Origin of the sequence: Pedobacter sp. D749 (genome assembly GCF_019317285.1) — a bacterium.
Taxonomy (GTDB): Bacteria; Bacteroidota; Bacteroidia; order Sphingobacteriales; family Sphingobacteriaceae; genus Pedobacter.
In genome coordinates, this window is record NZ_CP079218.1 from 258,804 (window position 1) to 279,276 (window position 20,473).

General features: G+C 41.2%; 8 protein-coding genes. 6 read left to right on the forward strand and 2 right to left on the reverse strand.

Annotation, left to right across the window (positions count from 1 at the left end; translation table 11 throughout):
• Positions 1-690 precede the first annotated feature (690 nt).
• Positions 691-1,779 carry an endo-1,4-beta-xylanase gene (locus KYH19_RS01060; RefSeq protein WP_219077242.1) on the reverse strand — a complete coding sequence of 363 codons (1,089 nt, stop codon included), beginning with the start codon at positions 1,777-1,779 and terminating at the stop codon, positions 691-693.
• Positions 1,780-2,063: 284 nt separating this feature from the next.
• On the opposite strand from KYH19_RS01060, the gene KYH19_RS01065 reads away from it, so the two are divergent.
• From KYH19_RS01065 to KYH19_RS01090, 6 genes are all read left to right on the forward strand, one after another.
• Entirely contained in the window at positions 2,064-3,158 is a 1,095-nt protein-coding gene (locus tag KYH19_RS01065) for an endo-1,4-beta-xylanase (RefSeq protein ID WP_219077243.1), read from the forward strand.
• 215 nt (positions 3,159-3,373) lie between these two features.
• Positions 3,374-7,537 (forward strand): two-component regulator propeller domain-containing protein, encoded by a 4,164-nt coding sequence (locus KYH19_RS01070; protein WP_219077244.1) that lies wholly within the window; start codon positions 3,374-3,376, stop codon positions 7,535-7,537.
• 239 nt (positions 7,538-7,776) lie between these two features.
• Positions 7,777-9,747 carry a sialate O-acetylesterase gene (locus tag KYH19_RS01075; protein ID WP_219077245.1) on the forward strand — a complete coding sequence of 657 codons (1,971 nt, stop codon included), beginning with the start codon at positions 7,777-7,779 and terminating at the stop codon, positions 9,745-9,747.
• 665 nt (positions 9,748-10,412) lie between these two features.
• Complete coding sequence (locus tag KYH19_RS01080) at positions 10,413-13,502, forward strand: TonB-dependent receptor (protein WP_219077246.1); 3,090 nt, start codon at positions 10,413-10,415, stop codon at positions 13,500-13,502.
• Positions 13,503-13,514: 12 nt separating this feature from the next.
• Positions 13,515-15,449, forward strand: a complete 1,935-nt coding sequence (locus KYH19_RS01085) for a RagB/SusD family nutrient uptake outer membrane protein (protein ID WP_219077247.1) — start codon at positions 13,515-13,517, stop codon at positions 15,447-15,449.
• A gap of 236 nt (positions 15,450-15,685) precedes the next feature.
• Positions 15,686-18,598, forward strand: a complete 2,913-nt coding sequence (locus tag KYH19_RS01090) for a glycosyl hydrolase 115 family protein (RefSeq protein ID WP_219077248.1) — start codon at positions 15,686-15,688, stop codon at positions 18,596-18,598.
• Between the two features lie 608 nt (positions 18,599-19,206).
• On the opposite strand, the gene KYH19_RS01095 is transcribed toward KYH19_RS01090, so the two are convergent.
• Positions 19,207-20,376, reverse strand: a complete 1,170-nt coding sequence (locus tag KYH19_RS01095) for an alpha/beta hydrolase-fold protein (protein WP_219077249.1) — start codon at positions 20,374-20,376, stop codon at positions 19,207-19,209.
• Between the last annotated feature and the right edge of the window lie 97 nt (positions 20,377-20,473).

The following is a 20,473-nucleotide window of genomic DNA, read 5'->3' on the forward strand; positions in this document are numbered from 1 at the left end:
AATTCATTGATAAAATTTCCTTTACATCTGGTTGCTTTGCAGATAAGGAAGATTCCAATGATTGATCGGTTTATTTGGTTAATGTTATTGTGAATAGACTAAAAGCCTGTTTAAAATTAAATAAAATTTATTTCGTATGTCAGTCTGAGCGTAGTCGAAGACCATTTCAACGCATTAATAAAGCAATCGACTACGCTACCATTGATGTTGTTTTTTAAGTTATTATCAGTCAGCATTTAACTGCTTTCGTATTTCCATCCGGCTAGGCCATAGCACGGTATCCACGTTCTACTTAAATCCGGCCTAACAAATTTTTCGGGCTGCACTGTTCTGGCTGCAGAACTGCCTTCAAAAGAAAAATTTTCAGCCGGCATTTTTTGTTTTTTCACATGCCTTTATTTTTTCAACTGTGCTCAAGCTAGCTCCGCTGGTCTTTTTGATGCCAAAAAGAAAGAGCCTTTCGGCGGCGGTGAGCCGAGGCAAGACTGCGCCGTAGGCCAAGAGAAAACAATTTTACGTCATTCATATTGATTTTAAACAATTATTTAATCCTCAGTGTGAAAGCAAAAGGCCATTTATATTTGTTATAAAAATTTAAACAGGCTCTAAAAGCTTTTGTCGGGTTCCGCACTAATTTTAAAACGTGATTTAATGAGTACCTGTCCTGACAATGTAAGGTAAACCTATTCATTAGAATTTTATCACCTCGAAAAATGCTTTTTTAGGCATTAGATTTTTATCGAACAACAGCGGATAGTTCTTAGGTCCGCGATTGTCCAGCCAGCTGTACCTGTCTGATAAATTCCAGAAGGTGACCCCCGTAATGTTGGCTTTGTATTTGCGCAGCACTTCAAAAATCATTTTATATTGGCTGAGTTGCTTTTCTTCCATTTCCGGAGTAAATGGTTCAACTTCGCTGCTTGCATTGCCCTTGATTAACCGTCCGCCCTGGTTGCCGCTATAAACCGATACATCAAGCTCGGTGATTTGAACTTTAAGTCCAAGCGACGAAAATAGTGCAATGGATTTTTCCAGTTCAGAACGGCTAGGGTTGTTTATCGACCAGTGCCCCTGGAGGCCAACGCCATGTATTGGAACGCCCTTAGCCAACAGCCCCTTAAGCATTCTGTAAATTTTATCACGTTTTAATGGCTGTTCTGTATTGTAATCGTTGTAAAACAGTTGGGCCTTTGGGTCGGCCTGGTGGGCATACCTGAACGCCATTTCTACAAAATCCTCACCTGCGATCTGGTAAAGCGGCGATTTCCTGAAATAAGCAGAATCGTCTGCAATCACTTCATTTACGACGTCCCAGGCGTAAATGTCTTTCTTATACCTGTTTACCACTGTATTGATGTGCTCCTGGATTCTTTTTAATAAAATTTCTTTCGAAACCATATTTCCGTCTTCGCCTTTAAACAACCAGTTTGGCGTTTGCTTGTGCCATACCAGGCAATGGCCACGTAGCTTTAAACCATTAATCCTGGCAAAAGCGGCTATAGAATCTGCCATTTTCCAGTTGTAGGTATTTTCCATGGGATGAATAGGGCCCATTTTCATTGCATTTTCAGCTGTGATGCTGTTGAACTGGTTAAGAATCAAATTCCGGTTATTTCCACTAAGATCCCATGGCGTAATAGCTACTCCTATGGGGAAATATTTTTGGTAGTAGTCTTTCAGTCCTTTGGCATTAACTTCCTGGCTTTTATATGCGCTAAAAACTACTCCGGTAGCCAAGAGTAAGACGGCCAGGTAGGGGATGATATTTGGTTTTCTCATATTTGATCAGGGTAATGCTAAAAGTTTGCAAAATCGTATGTTTTTTAGGCTGACCAGGCTTCTTATCGTCAATTTTATGAAACAAATGTCATGTAATGAATTTATGACATGATTGGCTGGTGCTTATCTCGTGATCAACCCGGCTTATTTTGTGCCTTTTTAAACATCTGTTCTTATGTTCATGACAAATATGACTGTTGATCTACGTACTTAGGTCTAAATTTACTGGATTTTTTTCTGCATTGATCATAGAATGAAATCGAATTGCCATTTAACCAAATATAATGCGTACAACTAAATTTCTCATTGCCATCTTTACTGTTACTCTTTTCGCAGCTTTTTCCAGCTGTGGCAGTTATACCAGGGCTAAAAAAAATAACCCCGGCTTAAAAGATTATTATCAGTCTTACTTCAACATTGGGGTTGCGGTTTCGGCCCAAACCATAAAAGAAGAGCAGGGCACATTACTTTTAAAGGAATTTAATAGCATAACGCCCGAGAACGCGATGAAAATGCAACCCATTCATCCTCGTGAGGATGTTTATAATTGGACCGAGGCCGATGCACTGGTTAATTTTGCACTTAACAACCGGATTAAAATAAGGGGGCATACCTTGTGCTGGCATGAGCAGGTACCGGCCTGGATTTTTAAGAACAGTTCGGGAGGAGGGGTTGATAAAGAGCTGTTGCTTAAACGGCTTAAAGACCATATCACAACCGTTGTGGGAAGGTACAAGGGAAAGGTATATGCCTGGGATGTGGTTAATGAAGTTATTGGTGATGAAGATGATCAATATTTGAGACCTTCTTTATGGAAGGAGATCTGTGGAGAGGAGTTTATTGCCAAGGCCTTCGAATATGCACATCAGGCTGATCCTGATGCATTGCTTTTTTATAATGACTATAACTCGGAACGACCTGCAAAAAGAGCAAAAATCTATAAAATGCTTAAAAAACTGGTTGATGCTAAGGTGCCTGTTCATGGAGTAGGCTTGCAGGGACATTGGTCTGTTTTTGAGCCCAGTGACACCGAATTAAGGGAATCTTTAAAATTATATGCTTCTCTTGGCTTGCAGATTCAGATCACAGAAATGGATCTATCTATCTATAAATGGGAGAAAAATTTAAGAGCAAAGAAACCCGGTGAGCCCGACAGCCTGACCGCAGTGCTGGAAAAAAAGCAAAGTGACAGATACGCCAGGCTTTTTTCTATTTTCAGGGAATTTAAAAAGAATATCAGCAGTGTAACTTTCTGGAATCTTTCAGATCGCTCTACATGGCTCGATCAATATCCGGTACCCGGAAGGAAAAACTACCCGCTGCTCTTTGATCAAAACCTGCAAAGAAAAAAAGCTTATCGGGGTGTGGTTAATTTTTAGTGAATAATCAGTTTTATATAAATAAATAATGAAGAAAATGTACCATTCAAGCTATTATGTTGCGATGAACTAAATTAGTTTTTTTATCTTACCGCCACTAAACCAAATAGATCATGTATCCAAATAATTTTGACTCTTCATCAGATTTTAGCTCATTTTGCAGGCATTCAGTGCCTTTGAAGTTAAAATTTTATTAATACAGCAAAATACTAATTATGCCCAAAGGGTCTGCATATCAATCATTAGTTTTATTTATATACGTGCTTTTTAGCGCTGTAAATGCCATTGCACAGCCTAAAACGCAGCAGCCTGAATTGCGTTTCACCTCGCTCACCTCTAAAAACGGCTTATCTTCTAATAATGTAACCGTAATTTTTAAAGACAAATATGGCTTGATGTGGTTTGGTACCGAAGACGGATTAAATAAATTTGATGGCACTAACTTTACAACCTATAAACACCAGGCAAACGATTCTTCGAGTATTCAGGCAAACGAGGTTAAATCAATTCATGAAGACCGGCGGGGAAATCTTTGGATTGGTACGAGTGGAGGTTCGCTTGCGCTTTTTGACAGAAGGAAAAACGCTTTCATCAACTATCCTGCTTCAAATACCCCAACAGGATTCAGTCACAGCCTGATCAGGTATATCACCAGTGATTATTTAGGTAAAATATGGGTGGCTACCTTTACGGGGCTCGATGTTTTTGATCCGGACACTAAAAAGGTTTCCAAGTTTCCAACAGCCGCCGCCCAGTTTGGGAAACTTCCGCCAGTAATGATCAACATCCTGATGGAAGACAGCAAGCACAGGATGTGGGTGGGAACGGAGGACGGATTATTCCTTTTTAACCGAAAAAACTCTTCTTTTACCAGAATAGGATCTGCAGCCGATAAACCCGTGCACCTGGCAGGAACAATGGTGAAGTCTTTAGCTGAAGATGATAGTGGAAATATCTGGATCGGCACTACCTCTGGCCTGAGTATGCTTAAACCGGATGGTATGGGGTTTGTGAATTACAAGCATATTCCGGGGGATCCCAACTCGCTGAGCAGCAATGTTGTTCAAAGTATAGCCTTATCAAAAAATGGTCAGTTATGGCTCGGCACCGAAGATGGACTTAACGTTTTTGATCTCCGTACCAAAAAAGTAACGGTATACCGGCCAAATCCACGCAACTCTTACAGTCTCCGCGGAACCAGTGTAAAATATGTGTATATAGATAAGCAAGGAATATACTGGCTGGGCTTATACCGGGAGGGGATTAATAAGTTTGATAGTAACCTCAACCTTTTCAACCTGATCCGAAGCAATGTTTTCGATGTATATGGTTTAGATGCCCCCGTGGTAACTTCATTTGCAACTAAAAATAACAACAATATATATGTAGCTACCGAAGGTGGTGGCTTGAGTATCTTCAACAGAAATACGGCCCTGTTCCACAAAGTAGACCTGAAGAAACTTGGTCTGCAATCACCGGTACCCCTCATGTCTTTGTTTGTCAGTTCAGCTAAGAAACTTTATGTGGGTACCTTTAGCTATGGCCTGATTGTTCTGGATTCAACGTTAACCAAAGCGACCTCTATCAGGAAAACAAATAAAGATTCTGGTCTTAATTCAGACGATGTGTTTTGCATCAACCAGGATAAAAGTGGGTTGATATGGGTGGGTACCAATGGTGGTGGGATCAATGTTATGGATGCTGATCATAAGGTCGTTTTGAGATACACAAACAAAGTTAAGTCACCCATAGACCGCAAACTTCCGCTTAATAATTATATACGTTTTATTAAAGAAGACCGGTTTGCAAACGTATGGATAGGTTCTCATGGTTCAGGCGTGGCCATGATTAATGCGGATAAAACCATTATTAAACACTATGACGAGCTAAATTCAGGCCTTCATGGTGATATTGCGCAGGCTTTTCTTGAAGATTCGAAAGGGCGAATCTGGATCGGAACTGCAGGTGGTGGCTTGAATTTACTGGATCAAAAATCAGGTAAATTTATAAATTTTGCCGAGCGTGAGGGGTTGGCAAGTGCTGTTGTCGACGCCATCGTGGAAGATGACAATCATAATCTCTGGTTAAGTACTAACAAAGGAATCAGCCGGTTTGATCCTAAAACCCGAAAATTTAGCAACTATGGCGTATACAATGGGGTGCAGAACAATAACTTTATCAGGGGAGCAGCGCTGAAATGTAAAGACGGTGAAATATTCTTTGGTGGGGCAGAAGGAATGAATTACTTCAATCCGGCCGGATTCAGAAAAATTCAAAATGTACCCCCGGTTCTTTTTACCGAGTTAAAGATTTCCAACAGTACCATCGAGGCCAGCGATGAAGGGCCGATAACCGAACATATTTCTGTTGCAAAAAGAATTGACCTGGATTACAAGCAAAATTTTTCACTGAGTTTTGTGAGTGTAAATTATACTGCACCAGAACAAAACCGTTACAGTTACAAACTCGAAGGCTTTAATAAAGAATGGATTGATGCGGGTACTACTAAAACAGTTTCCTATACCAATCTCGATCCTGGAGAATATATTTTCCATGTGCGGGCGAGTAACAATGACGGTGTATGGAATACGACGGAGTCTTCGATAAAAATAATTGTTCATCCACCGTGGTGGCGAACCATATATGCTTATGCTCTTTACCTGCTCGTTATTGCCGGTACTTTGCTTTACATTCGTCACCAGGGTATCAAAAACCTGGAGAGAAAGTTTGCACTGGTTCAGGAGAAAACAAAAATTGAGCAGCAGATTTTGCAGGATAGAAAAGAGGCAGAGCGGCTGCATGAACTGGATTCGTTAAAGATTAAATTTCTCACCAACCTCAGCCATGAGTTTCGTACGCCGCTATCACTGATCATGGGGCCGGTGGAGAAGCTCATTTCTGAAGAGGAGGGAGATGCTAAAAACGCTTCTCTTAAAATAGTGAAGCGAAATGCCCGTCGCTTGCTCAACCTGGTGAATCAAATCCTTGATTTTCGTAAAATTGAAGAAAATGAACTCAAGATAAATAATAAGAAAGGTGAGCTGGTTTCCTTTATCGCTGATGTAATAGAATCTTTCAACGATTTAAGCGAACGTAAATCTATAAGCCTTTCTTTTCAAACCCAGTTTGATAGCTATCCAACTGAATTTGACCACGACAAACTGGAACGTGTTTTATTTAACCTGCTTTCCAATGCCTTTAAATTTACACCATCAGGCGGTACTATTACCGTTGATTTGAAAAAAAATCAGCACAATGAACTGGGAGAAGCTGTTTTAATTACCGTTAGCGATACCGGAATTGGAATTAGCGAGGAAGAACAGCAGAAAGTATTTGAAAGGTTTTTTCAGGCCGATACCGAAGTTTCCATTCTCAACCAGGGAAGTGGGATTGGGCTCTCCATCATTAAAGAATTTGTCAAAATCCAGGGAGGAACTATTGATTTGCAAAGCGAAGTTGGAAAAGGTACACATTTCAAAATCGCTCTGCCTTTGCCGCTGCTAGACCATATCGAAAAGCTTAATCTGGATTTTTCCAGTCCGGAAATACCATTTGAACTTCAGGAGGAAACTTCTGATAAAGCACTGAGCGAAACAGATGCAGAAATCCATACCATTCTTCTGGTAGAAGATAATCAGGACCTCAGGGAATACCTTCGGGATAATTTGAAGTCCAATTACCGTATTGTGGAAGCGGCTGACGGTAAAGAGGGCTGGCAAAAAACATTGGCAAACCACCCTGAACTCATCGTTAGCGATATTAGTATGCCAAATATGACGGGGATTGAACTGTGCAAAAAAATAAAAGAAGATAAAAGGACAAAACATATTCCGGTTATTCTATTAACCGCGCTCACCGGCGAACAGGAACAATTAACCGGGCTCGAAATCGGGGCTAATGACTACCTCACCAAGCCCTTTAATATCGATATCCTCAATGTTAAAATCAAAAACCTTTTAGTTCTCAACCGGACCCTGAAAAACACTTATACCAAACAGATCAAAATGGAGACAGCAGAAATTTTAGTTGAATCCCACGGTGATAAGTTACTCAAGAATATTCTGAAGTATATTGAAGATAATATCAATAATTCACAATTGTCTGTTGAGGATTTAAGTAAAAATGTAGGGATGAGCCGGGGCTCGCTTTATCATAAAGTTCTTGAACTAACCGGCCTTTCGCCTGTTGAATATATACGTTCGGTTAAACTTGATAAAGCAGCTGCCTTATTAGTTAAAAGTGATTTGAACATTTCTCAGATTGCCTATCTGGTAGGCTTTGCAACACCCAATTATTTTGCCAAATCATTTAAGTTAAAATTCGGAATGCAACCTTCAGAATATTTAAATCTGCACCGTAAACAAGATAATCCTGCCTGATGGTAAATCCTGGAACACATTAAGGGGAAAACGAAGTAAAGAGAACTGGAGTAATTGAACATTAATCGCAGCATTATATTCAAACGATCAGGAAAAGATCAGTACTGTTGGATAATTTTGAATTGATAAAATGTATTTGCATCATGATAGATAACATCCTGCATGTTTATCATATGTAAATAGAAATGCTGAAAATGGGCTTAAGAGATCAGACAGAAAACTTTGTCTAACCTAACATTATGAGAACAAAATTAATTTTATGCTGCTTCACCTGGCTACTGGTTTTCAGTTTTTCGGTTTCTGGCAAGGTTACCTTACCACAGTTGGTATCCAGCCATATGGTGCTTCAGCGCGAAACTTCCTTAACGATATGGGGCTGGGCGGCAGCAAAAGAAAAAATAACCATCAGTTTTAACGGAAAAACGTATAAGGCTACCACCGATGAACAAGGCTCATGGTCAGTAAAAATGAACAAGATGAAAGCCGGCGGCCCTTTTAAGATGGTTGTTAAGGGTGAAAATACAATTATCCTTGATGATATTATGCTCGGAGATGTGTGGTTTTGTTCAGGTCAATCCAATATGGCCCTGCCAATGGAGCGGTTAAAGGAAGCTTATCCGCAGGTGATTGAAAAGGATCATTTTCCTTTGATCAGAAACTTTTTCGTTCCAACCAAATCAAACCTGTCTGGAGAATCGATCGATCTTCCTCCGGGCAAATGGGTTCCGGCTACTGGTGCAGGGATATTAAGTTTCGGAGGAACAAGTTATTTTTTTGCAAAAACGCTCTTTCAAAAATATAACATTCCAATAGGCATCATCAATTCAAGCGTTGGAGGTACCCCGATTGAAGCCTGGATGAGTCGTGATGCATTTTTGACGAATCCGGCACAGACGAAAAAAATAAACAATTTCAGGGATTCGGCATTTATGGCCAATTATCAAAAAAGGCTTAAAGAGAAGAACTTAGCAAGGCCTACAACAGTTCCTGTAGTTGATGAAGGTCTTTTGGGTCCGGTAAAATGGATCGATCCGGATTTTAATGCCAGCGGCTGGCGAAAATTTTGGATGCCGGGTTATTGGGCTGATCAGGGGCTCCGGAACTTCAACGGGATATTTTATTTCAGAAAAGAATTGCAAATCCCAGCAGAAATGAGCGGACAGCAGGCTAAGCTTTACCTTGGCCGCATCATCGATGCAGATTCTGTGTTCCTTAATGGTAAATTTATTGGCAACACTACCTATCAATATCCTCCACGCAGGTATGTTATTCCTGCCGGGCTGTTGAAAAGCGGAAAAAACATCCTGATCGTTAAAGTTGTGAGTAGTAGCGGTAAAGGGGGCTTTGTGCCAGATAAAAACTATTCCTTGTTAACTCCGGAAAGGAAAATAGACTTACGTGGGGAATGGAGTTTTGAAGTAGGTTATGCTCAGCCAAAGCAAAACCAGGCTTTCCGTAGTGAAACCGAAATGCCGTTAGTTGCGCAGAATGAACCAACTGGATTATTTAATACCATGGTTTCGCCCGCTGTACGGTTTGCAATAAAAGGTTTTGTCTGGTACCAGGGTGAATCGAATACCGGAGATCCGAAAGCATACGGGCAATTGTTACCAGCGCTGATAAAAGACTGGCGCAATAAATGGAAGCAGGGAGATCTGCCGTTTATTTATGCACAGTTGCCTAATTTTATGGAAGCCAGCTATTTGCCTGAAGAAAGTAATTGGGCACAGTTCAGGCAAAGCCAGCTGCAGGCACTTTCAGTACCAAACACAGGAATGGCTGTGGCTATTGATGCTGGTGAATGGAATGATATTCATCCGCTGGATAAAAAAGACGTAGGAGAACGTTTGGCGCTATGGGCCTCACATTTAGCTTACCATGATCAGGAGATTATTTATTCAGGACCTATTTATAAATCAAATCATTTAAGTGGATCTGAAGTAACCATAAATTTTGACCATAGCAAGCCCGGGTTAATGATTAAAGGAGCTGATAAACTGACCGGTTTCGCTCTTGCGGGTGAGGATAAGGTTTTTTATTGGGCACAGGCCAGGATAGTGAGAGATGCTGTTGTGCTCTCAAGCCCTTTGGTTGTAAAGCCTGTCTTTATCCGTTATGCCTGGGCAGATAATCCCGATCGTGCAAATTTATATAACAAAGCCAATTTACCGGCTTCCCCTTTTGAAGCAGAAGTTGATCAATCGAGGTAGTTAATGTGTACTTAAAAACTTCTGCATCGAAACCTTGGACAAGCTTGCCTTTGATTGTAATTGCTGCTATTTTTAGCCATAAAAAGAACAGTAAAATTGGAGACTTCTCCCTATTTTTTGTTTAACCGGATCTACAATATGGACAGCTTGTGTTAAATAAAATAAAAAAAATTCAACCGATTGCATAAATTGAAATTCTGGCTCTTTTTTACCTATTTACTACCTCTTAATAAGTCAATTTCACAGGTCTTATTTGCGAAAATTTGGAGAAGTATAACTGTTCTTGTATTATCGATTTTTTCATTCGAATGGCTCTTAATTGGTGTTTAGAGCCGTTTCTTAGTTTGATTTTAAATTTTTAGTCTCACCGCTTGTTATTTTTTACTGCACGGTTGGTCACTTAATTGCCTTGTTTTTTAGGCTGATTTTCCTGTTCCCGAAGAGCAAGCTAAACATTGTGGTTTGAACATTTATACTACTAATATGCACAATTAAATCAGGAGGCGTTTATCAATGTAAATACCTTTATCACAACAATAATGAATTGGATTTGAAATTTACAGTCAGTTTTTTATAGCTTGTGATTTAACTATTCGCTGGCTGATTTTCCAATTGACACTGTATTTTTTTTCTATTCATTTTTAACCATTTATAAACCATTTTATATGAGAAGTGAAATTTTACAAACTTATGTAACATCGCGCTTGAAATTTTTCAGGTGCTTACCCAAAGTTATGCTGCTAACGGCGCTGGTATTTTCAGCGTTTATTGCGCAGGCACAAACTGTGGTAAAAGGTAAAGTTGTTGATGAACAAGGTAAGGCAATGCCTGGAGTAGGTGTCCTTTTAAAAGGAACTAATACCAGTACCTCATCCCAGGATAATGGAAGTTTTTCTATTACCACTACTGGGGCAAACCCGGTTTTAGTATTCTCTTACGTTGGTTATACCAGCAAAGAGATTCCGGTGAAAGATCAGAGCACGATAAATGTTACCCTTCAACCAAGCGCAGCAGAGCTTGCCCAGGTTGTGGTTGTAGGTTATGGTACTCAACGTAAAGAAGCTGTAACAGGTTCTGTGGCGTCAATTGCCGGAGAAAAAATTCGTGAAGTACCGGCACCTAACATCGCTCAGGCCATTCAGGGCAGGTTAGCGGGGGTTAACATTTCCCAAACTTCAACCAAACCAGGTGCAACCATGCAAATCCTCATTCGCGGTCAGCGTTCACTTTCTGCAAGTAACGAACCGCTTGTGGTATTGGATGGAATTCCATTTCCCGGCTCTATTGGCGATATCAACCCTAACGATATTAAAAGTATTGATATCTTAAAAGATGCCTCTGCAACTGCCATTTATGGCTCGAGGGGTGCCAATGGCGTAATTCTATTGACCACCAACAGGGGCCAGGTTGGAGCGCCCGCTAAAGTTTCATACAACACCTATACAGGTTTGCAAACCTTGTTTGCAAAATACCCGATGATGGATGGACCGGAATTAGTTGCACTGAGAAAAGCATCAGGAAAATTCACCACCCTTGGCGTAGATGAAGCCAATGATGTAAATACCGACTGGCAAGACTTGTTTTATAACAAAAGTGCCATTATGACCAGTCATGATTTGGGTGTAACCGGAGGTTCAGCAACCAGTAACTATAGTTTTGGTGGTGGTTATTATAAAAACCAGAGTTTAATTCCTACCCAGCAGTATACGAGGTATTCAATGAAAGCATCTCTTGATCAGCAAATAGGAAAGCTTTTCCGCCTTGGATTTACTACAAATAACAATTACAATATTAGTGAAGGCAATCAGGTTGGAATTTACGGCAACCTGGCTAATACTCCTATTTCAAATCCTTATAATACTGATGGAAGTTTAAAAAGGACTGTCAGAAGTCCGCAGGATGAAGCCTATGTTTTTACCAATGGAATTGTTAAGAATTTACGTGACCAGTGGTTGAATGATACCCGTGGTTTTGCCACCTACAATTCATTTTATGGAGAGGTGAAAATTCCCGGCGTTGAAGGATTAAAATACCGTGCAAATCTTGGTCTGGATTTTATCCAAAGTAACAATGGTAACTTCACCGGTGTTGGAGTGGGCAGTACCACAGCCACTACGCCTTCAACAGCAGGGGTAAGTAATTCACAAACCTATCACTGGACGCTTGAGAATTTAATTACCTATGACCGCAGTTTTGGAAAACACAGTTTCAATGCTGTTGCTTTATATTCAGCAGAACAAAATAAATTCAATTCTTCTTCCATGACTGCCAGAGATATTCCTTCTGATGCCTTCCAGTTTTATAATCTTGGACAGGCAAACGGAGAGTTAACGATTGGCAATGGACAATATAGCCTTACAGGTCTTGTTTCCTACATGGGAAGGATTATGTATTCTTATGATAACAGGTTCTTATTGAGTGCAACACTTCGCTCGGATGGATCCTCGCGTTTGGCGCCAGGATATAAATGGCATACTTATCCAGCCGTTTCTGTGGGATGGAATATGATGAATGAATCTTTCATGAAAGGTATAACGGCCATCGATAAATTAAAAATCCGTGTAGGTTACGGTCAGACTTCCAATCAGGCGGTTAATCCATATCAAACACTTGGTTTGTTAAGTCCCCGTCCATATAATTTTGGTAACAACGCCTATTCAACCGGTTATTATTTATCTCAGCTTCCAAGCCCGGGTTTGGGATGGGAATACTCTGAAACCTGGAATTATGGCTTAGATTTTTCAATTTTGAAAAACCGGATTTCAGGTACCTTTGAATACTATGATACCAAAACCAAAGATATCTTACTTAATCTTGGACTACCTTCTACAGCGGGAGTAGGCGGCTACACTGCTAATATTGGCCAAACCCAGAATAAAGGATGGGAATTAAGCCTTAATGGTGTCATTCTTGAAAATCAGGGTGGCTGGACCTGGGATTTAGGATTCAATATTTCTGCAAACAGAAACAAACTTACAGCGTTAGCTTCCGGACAAACTCGTGATGAAGGAAATGCATGGTTTGTAGGCCATAATATTAATGCGATATATGACTACGAAAAAGTTGGATTATGGCAGGCAGGAGACCCATATTTAAATGTGTTGGAACCAGGCGGTAATGTTGGTATGATCAAAGTTAAATATACCGGAGATTACGATGCAAATGGCGTTCCGACCAGGGCTATCGGAGCTGCAGACAGGCAAATTATTGATATTGATCCTAAATTTACTGGTGGTTTCAATACCAGGGTTGCTTACAAAGGATTTGATCTGAATGTTGTTGGTCTTTTCAAAAGCGGCGGAACTTTAGTAAGTACATTATATAGTTCGGCGGGTTACCTTAATTTGTTAACAGGTCGTAGAAATAATGTTAAGGTAGATTACTGGACACCTGAAAATACAGATGCAAAGTATCCTAAACCAGGTGGTATTGCCAGCGGTGATAACCCTAAGTACGGAAGCACACTGGGCTTTTTTGACGCTTCATTCCTGAAAATAAGAACCATATCGCTTGGTTATGATTTTAACAGGGATTTAATTAAAAATTCCAATGTAAAGCTCCGCATGTATTTTACGGTGCAAAATCCGTTTGTCATGTTCTCACCTTACCATGACGAGTCAGGTATGGATCCGGAAACCAATTCATTTGGAGATGAAAACCAGGCGGTAAGCTCTTACCAGAGACGAATCTTAACTATTGGAACAAACACACCTTCGACGCGGAATTATGTTGCAGGTCTAAACTTAACATTTTAACATCATTTGAATATGAAAAATATACAAATAAAAGCCATTCTGGGTATTTGGTTACTGATGGTCATTTCTTCAGGCTGTTCTAAAATCCTGGATGAAGAACCGAGGAGCATCTTTACACCTGACTATTTAAAGACCGCGACAGGGGTAAACGGAGCATTAACCGGCATGTATGCACATTTACGAAACATGTATGGCCAGTCGTATTTCTATAATTCTTTAATCACCGGTACCGATGAAGCCACCTGGGGCAAAGACGCTGATGGAAACTTCAAAGACATGGACTGCTCTGGAGTAGGATCTATTTTATCAACGAGTTATCCGAGCAGTGTATTGTGGAGCGAGGCATTTCCAAACATTAACAATGCCAGTGGCATCATCGAAAATGCTGCTGCTGCCGGTGTTTCAAATTCGCTGGTAGCTGAAGCAAGATTTTTCCGTGCTTTTGATTATTTTCTTTTGGTGCAAACTTTCGGCGGTGTTCCGCTTGATTTAGGCGCCGGGGAATTGAAATTCAATACCAATCCATCAAGAACTTCTGTAAGAAATACAGTTCCTGCGGTTTATACAAAGGCGGTTTTCCCGGATCTTGTTAAAGCAATAGCCGACCTGCCTACGACAGGAAGAGTTACCGGCGGAGTAACCAAGGTAGTTGCGCAGTTATTTTTATCAAAAGCCTATTTAACGTATGGCTGGTGGTTACAAAACCCTAACAATATTCCAACTTATCCGGCGTCTGCAAGAACCGATCCGGATGGGCACGATGCGAACTGGTATTTCCAGCAGGCTTACGATGTTGCTACTACTGCAATTGAAAATCCAGGTGCATTTGGACTAATGGATACCTATTATGATGTGAATTGGGCAGTGAATGACCGTAATAAAGAAACGTTATTGTATGCTGATCATACGCAGACAAGCGAGAAATTTAATGGTGGAAGTTTGACAAATGGAAGTGGTGGTGCACCTGATAATTTCGCCGGCTGGATGATGACCTGGAACTATACGAATATTCGTAGCAGTGGTATCAGTTCCGTTCAACGCGAAGCAGAGCAGCATTTAGGTCGTCCATGGAACCGTATGGCACCAACAATTGAAGTGTTAAAAAATACTTTTGCCGATAAAACATTGGATTCAAGGTATGATGGTACTTTCACTACTGTTTACAGAGGTAACTGGCCTAAGGGTTATAATCCGCCTTCAAGTGCGCCGGCATCATTGGTGAATGCCAATAACATGTCAATTGTGCCGGGAGATGCAGTCTTAACCTTTTTGGATACAGATAATCCTGCAATCGCTTACCCAACGGCCGCTGGAATCAGTGGTATAGGAGCGGGTACTCTGCCTGGAAGAGCTGATTATGTGGTGGCTCCGGGAGGAATCAGCAGAATCGTTTATCCCGGACTTTGGAAACTAGGTCCTTACCGCACTGACAATGGTACAGGACTTGGACAGCCAAATGCGGGCAGTACACGCCCGTTCCCGGTAGCTAAATTTTCTGAACTTTACTTCGTTGCAGCAGAAGCAGCGGTAAAAGGAGCGACAACTAAAGCTGGTAAAAGTGCGAGAGAATTAATCAACGTAATTCGTGCAAGAGCTGGTAAATGGCGTTTTGATAACAATGGAAACGTTGTTAAAGTTCAGGATAACAGTGCAGCGATGGTTGCGGCTACTCCGGCTACCATAGATATTAATTATATTTTGGCAGAACGCTCAAGAGAATATTATGCAGAAGGCTACCGCAGGTATGACCTGATCAGGACTCAAAAATGGGCTGAGCTTTCTTCTACCTACACAATTGCCGGAATCAACTATGGCGAACACACGCCACAGACAGTAACCCGTACCATCACACCAGCATTATATCTACGTCCTATACCTCAGGCACAAATAGATGGCATGCAGATGAGTGCAGATGAAAAAAAGGCTTACCAGAATCCTGGTTATTAAAAAAATATTTTGGTTTAGTTAGATGGGCGGCGTCAATTGATTCCGCTCATTCTTTTTTATAAAAGCCTGGCTTTTCTGGCAGCCGGAAGATTTCTTAACTCATCTTTTCATTCAGGCATTCTAACCTACGGGTTTGCGCTATCCAAAATAAAAATCCCAATAACGGGCATTGCTTCCATATCTATAATACCTCTCCGAAACAAATAGCTATACATCAAAACCTAATTTATTCCCTAATGCAAGTTAATTCTTTAAAAAAAAGCCAGATTTTCTTTGCGCTCCTTATCCTTTTCACTTTTTGGATTGATTACACTAAAGCGCAGACAAGTTTGGGTTTGGAAAAACAATTTATTCATGATACCAGAAGTAATAAAGAAGATGTTGCACTGATAGAAAAAGGAAGAGCGGCGGATATTTTTTATGATACGGATGATTATAAGGGCGTTATAAGGGCAATTGGAGATTTAAGTCGTGACTTTTTCAGCGTTTCGGGCGTAAAGCCGGAGTTGAAAAGCGTTAAGCCTTCTGAGAAAGATGTTATTCTGATCGGAACCCTGGGCAAAAACAAACTGATCGATCAGCTTATCAGTTCCGGAAAGTTGAGTAAATCCACCATTTCAGGCAAGTGGGAGAGTTTTATCATATCAACCGTCAAAAACCCATTTCCTGGCGTTGATCAGGCATTGGTTATTGCGGGGAGCGATAAACGGGGAACAATATACGGTATCTATGAATTATCTGAACAGTTAGGCGTATCTCCATGGTACTGGTGGGCCGATGTGCCGCCAAAAACCCGGAAAAGCGCTTATGCTGTTTCCGGAAGTTACAGTTCAGGAGAACCGGCAGTGAAATACCGTGGAATATTTATTAATGACGAAGCCCCGGCAATGACGGGATGGGCCAAAGAAAAGTTTGGCGGGATGAACAGTAAGATGTACACCCATATGTTTGAGTTGCTGCTCCGCCTGAGGGCCAATTACCTTTGGCCAGCCATGTGGGGTAATGCATTTAATGAAGATGATCCTGAAAACCCACGCTTAGCAGATGAATATGGCATTGTGATGGGCACTTCCCATCATGAACCAATGATCCGCGCGCAACAGGAATGGAAAAAACACGGGGTTGGCGCCTGGAATTATGCCACAAACCCAAAGGGTTTAAATGCTTTCTGGCAGGAAGGCATCAAAAGAAATAAAAACTACGAAAGTCTGGTAACCATGGGGATGCGGGGAGATGGAGACGAACCAATGGTTGAAGGAGGCGATATGGCATCCAATGTTAAACTGCTGGAAAATATAATAACCGACCAGCGTAAAATTCTTTCTGAGAACATGGAAAAGCCCGTAGAAAAAATCCCACAGCTCTGGGCTTTATATAAAGAGGTAAAAGACTATTACGATTTCGGAATGAAAGTTCCTGATGACATTACCCTGTTATGGGCTGATGATAACTGGGGGAACTTAAGGCATTTACCAACACTCCAGGAACGAAAGCGTAGCGGGGGATCCGGAATATATTATCATTTTGATTATGTTGGTGCGCCCAGAAATTATAAATGGTTGAATACTACCTCCCTGCCAAAGGTTTGGGAGCAGATGAACCTGGCCTATAATTATGGCGCCGATCGTATTTGGGTAGTAAATGTTGGTGACCTAAAACCAATGGAGATTCCGATAGAGTTCTTTTTACGGATGGCATGGAACCCCAAAGCAATGAGCCGGGAAAAGCTGTCAGGTTTTCTGCTGCAGTGGGCAACGCGCGAATTTGGATCTGGCCAGGCGAAAGAAATTGCAGATTTGGTGCGCCTGTATTCCAAATATACAACCAGGCGCAAACCTGAGCTCCTGGCCCCGGAAACTTTTAGCCTGATAAACTTCAGTGAAGCGCAGCGCGTTGCCATGGAATGGAGCGCATTAAGCGACAGGGCAGAACAGGTGAATAACAAGTTGCCACAACAATATAAAGATGCGTTCTATCAATTGGTTCGTTATCCAATCCAGGCGATGAAAACGGTGACGGATTTATATATTGCTGTAGGAAAAAACAGGCTGTATTTTAAGCAGGGAAGGGATGCCACAAACCTTCAGCGTAACCTTGCCCTTGATCTTTTTAAACAGGATCAGCAGCTTAGTGATGAATATAATCTTAAAATGGCAGGGGGTAAGTGGAATCATATGATGGATCAGGTCAGGATTGGTTATACGAGCTGGAATGATCCAAGAAAAAACATCATGCCCAAAACAGAAGAAATCCAGGCACCTTCAAAATCAGTCTTCGGGGTAGCAGTTGATGGTTCATCCGATAGTTGGCCATCAAACGTTCCGGCGCCCACGCTTCCGCGATTCGAATCTTTAAATAAATTTCAGTCCTACTTTGAAGTTTTTGCAAAAGGATCTGTTCCAATTAATTTCGACTTAAAATCCGATAACTGGATTCTTTTGAAAAAGGAAAGCATTCCCGGAACAAATGACTACAGGGTACTGGTGGATATTGACTGGGCCAAACTCAGTGGTGGAAAGCATCAAGGTAAAATCCAAATATCAGATCACTCAACCCAGGTGGTGATAAAGGTTGAAGCCAATAAGGCAACACCTAAGCAATTGGCTGAAGCAAAAGGAACTTTTGCAAGTTTAGGTGCGCCAATTGCATTTGAGGCTTTTCAGGCGAGTAAAAAGGTAAGCAGGAATGGCGTAAGCTGGGAAGCTATACCCGGTTATGGGAGGGGAGATGCAGGAATGGCGATTTTCCCGGTTACCTCAGCTTCGCTGGATAAACCTGGTACCCCAACTTTAACCTATCCTGTTTTCTTTTCTGAAAGCGGTGAGGTTAAAATTGATCTTGTGGTTGGGCCTACTGTAAACTTCTCCCCGGAAGGGTTAAGGGTTGGGATTTCTGTAGATGGTGCAGCCCCTCAAATCCTGACCATCATCGCTAAACCTAGTGCCTCTGGATCTGATGCAAGTTGGGCAAATGCGGTAAAGGACAATGCAAGAACGCTTACTTCTTCACATTTCTTTAAAGTGCCCGGCAGGCATACCGTAAAAATATGGATGGTTGATCCGGCAGTGGTGCTGGAAAAAATAATAATCTACCGGGATAAACTACCCACAAGTTACCTTGGGCCAATAGAAAATGAGATGTTAAAATAGAGCCTGTTTAAAAGTTTAATAAAAGCAATCGATTTCGTTACCATTGATGGATACCAATAGAATGGTCGTCATCTCGACTGTAGCGCAGCGAAATGGAGAGATCTTTGAACTATGTTAAAAGATTTCTCCACTACGGTCGAAATGACTCCCTTTGTATATCTGTGATCAACCCTCCGATGTATTGGGAAAATTCTAACTTCTATCATTTACAGGTCTATAAAAGAGGTCGTCATTGCGAGGCACGAAGATAACCGAACAAAGTGAGCTCATGAATACCTTTAGAAGCAACTGCAAAAATGAATAATCTTAAAGCGCACGCTGTTAGCGATCGTTGTAAGATTGCTTCGTTGGCTGAAAAAGCCTTCTCGCAATGACGATTCTTCACGGCCTATTAATTCGTTAAATCAATATTGATATTTATAAAATAAATTATGCCTCAGTGTGACAGCAAAATGCTATGTAATATTGCTATAAAAATTTAAACAGGCTCATAGTTATTCGGGATAATTTAAGAAAATTAATACCCAGCCCTAATATTTAAAACAGGCTGGGTATCAATTGCTATCCTTCTGCAAAAAGCAGCATATGTATGTTCATTATTTAATAACCTACCTAAATAACAAGGGCGCAAAATTTTGCAGGCTGCGTCTCCAGGTAAGCCATTCATGGGCTGTTTTTGGAGATTCGTAATAAGTGTATCTGATTCCCTGCTGGTCTAACATTGCCCTGAATGCGCCAACCGATTTAGGAAAGGGGGCTGGTTCTTTGGTGCCCAGTCCAAGCCACAATAACTTAAGCTTCTTGTTCACCTCAGTTCCACTTTTAAACTTTCCCTCCATAAATGCATCCGGATCGATTACATCTGTGTTAGGGTAATTTGAGGTGCCGCTGAAACCGCCATAATAAGCGAACTTATCCAGGTTCTTCATCACGATGCGCATCGTTTGATTTGCACCCATTGAAAGCCCGGCAATAGCCCTGTGTTCCCGGTTAGCCAGGGTGCGGAAGCGTTTATCGATCATTGGAATGACTTCTTTAATCAGTACATCTTCAAAAATTGAAATACCCTGTCCTTTTCCCGTTGTCTCAGTTGTTTCTGGTTTAAGCGCGTAACCATTATCCGTAACGATGATCATCGGTTTTGCCTTATTTTGTGCAATTAAATTATCCAGGATTAAATTTGCTTTTCCCTGATTAACCCATCCCGTTTCATCCTCAAAGCTTCCGTGCTGAAGGTAAAGCACAGGGAAACGGGAGTTTTTGTCCTCGTAGTAACTTGCCGGTGTATAGATGAAACACCTTCTCCATGCTTTAGTTAAGTTCGAATAATAAATATTTTCGCTGACGAGGCCATGTGGAACTTGTTGCAAAGCATAAAACGCTTCATCATAAGCCGGAACTTCAATGCCGCTGCCCAGCCTACCTGCGCCGTAGAAATAACGACTGTTAGGATCCGGAATGGAGGCACCATCTACGTTGAGCTGGTAATAATGGAAACCTTCGTCCTGCGGTGCGGACTCACCTGTCCAGAGGCCTTCCTCGTTTTTTGTCATTTCATATTTTTTTCCACCCAGATCCAACCGGACTTTAGACGCCTGAGGCGCATATAAGCTTACCCTCACTTTGCCTTCATCGTTTACCTGGGGGAATAATTTGCCAGGCTGATTGCTTTCAGCCGGTCTGAATGCTTTTAAATCAGCCTTCAGTTCGGTCTGGGCTAAACAAACCTGGCCAAATAAACAGCAGGCAAAGAGGATAATAATATTTTTAGCTTTCATGTTTGATAATTAGCGCCTGTTTAAAATTTAATAAAATTTATTTCGTATGTCAGTCTGAGCGTAGTCGAAGACTATTTTAGCCCATTAATAAAGCAAT

Coding starts and splice junctions, on each gene's coding strand:
- KYH19_RS01060 (WP_219077242.1), bottom strand. CDS start 1,779: ATGAGAAAACCAAATATCATCCCCTACCTGGCCGTCTTACTCTTGGCT.
- KYH19_RS01065 (WP_219077243.1), top strand. CDS start 2,064: ATGCGTACAACTAAATTTCTCATTGCCATCTTTACTGTTACTCTTTTC.
- KYH19_RS01070 (WP_219077244.1), top strand. CDS start 3,374: ATGCCCAAAGGGTCTGCATATCAATCATTAGTTTTATTTATATACGTG.
- KYH19_RS01075 (WP_219077245.1), top strand. CDS start 7,777: ATGAGAACAAAATTAATTTTATGCTGCTTCACCTGGCTACTGGTTTTC.
- KYH19_RS01080 (WP_219077246.1), top strand. CDS start 10,413: ATGAGAAGTGAAATTTTACAAACTTATGTAACATCGCGCTTGAAATTT.
- KYH19_RS01085 (WP_219077247.1), top strand. CDS start 13,515: ATGAAAAATATACAAATAAAAGCCATTCTGGGTATTTGGTTACTGATG.
- KYH19_RS01090 (WP_219077248.1), top strand. CDS start 15,686: ATGCAAGTTAATTCTTTAAAAAAAAGCCAGATTTTCTTTGCGCTCCTT.
- KYH19_RS01095 (WP_219077249.1), bottom strand. CDS start 20,376: ATGAAAGCTAAAAATATTATTATCCTCTTTGCCTGCTGTTTATTTGGC.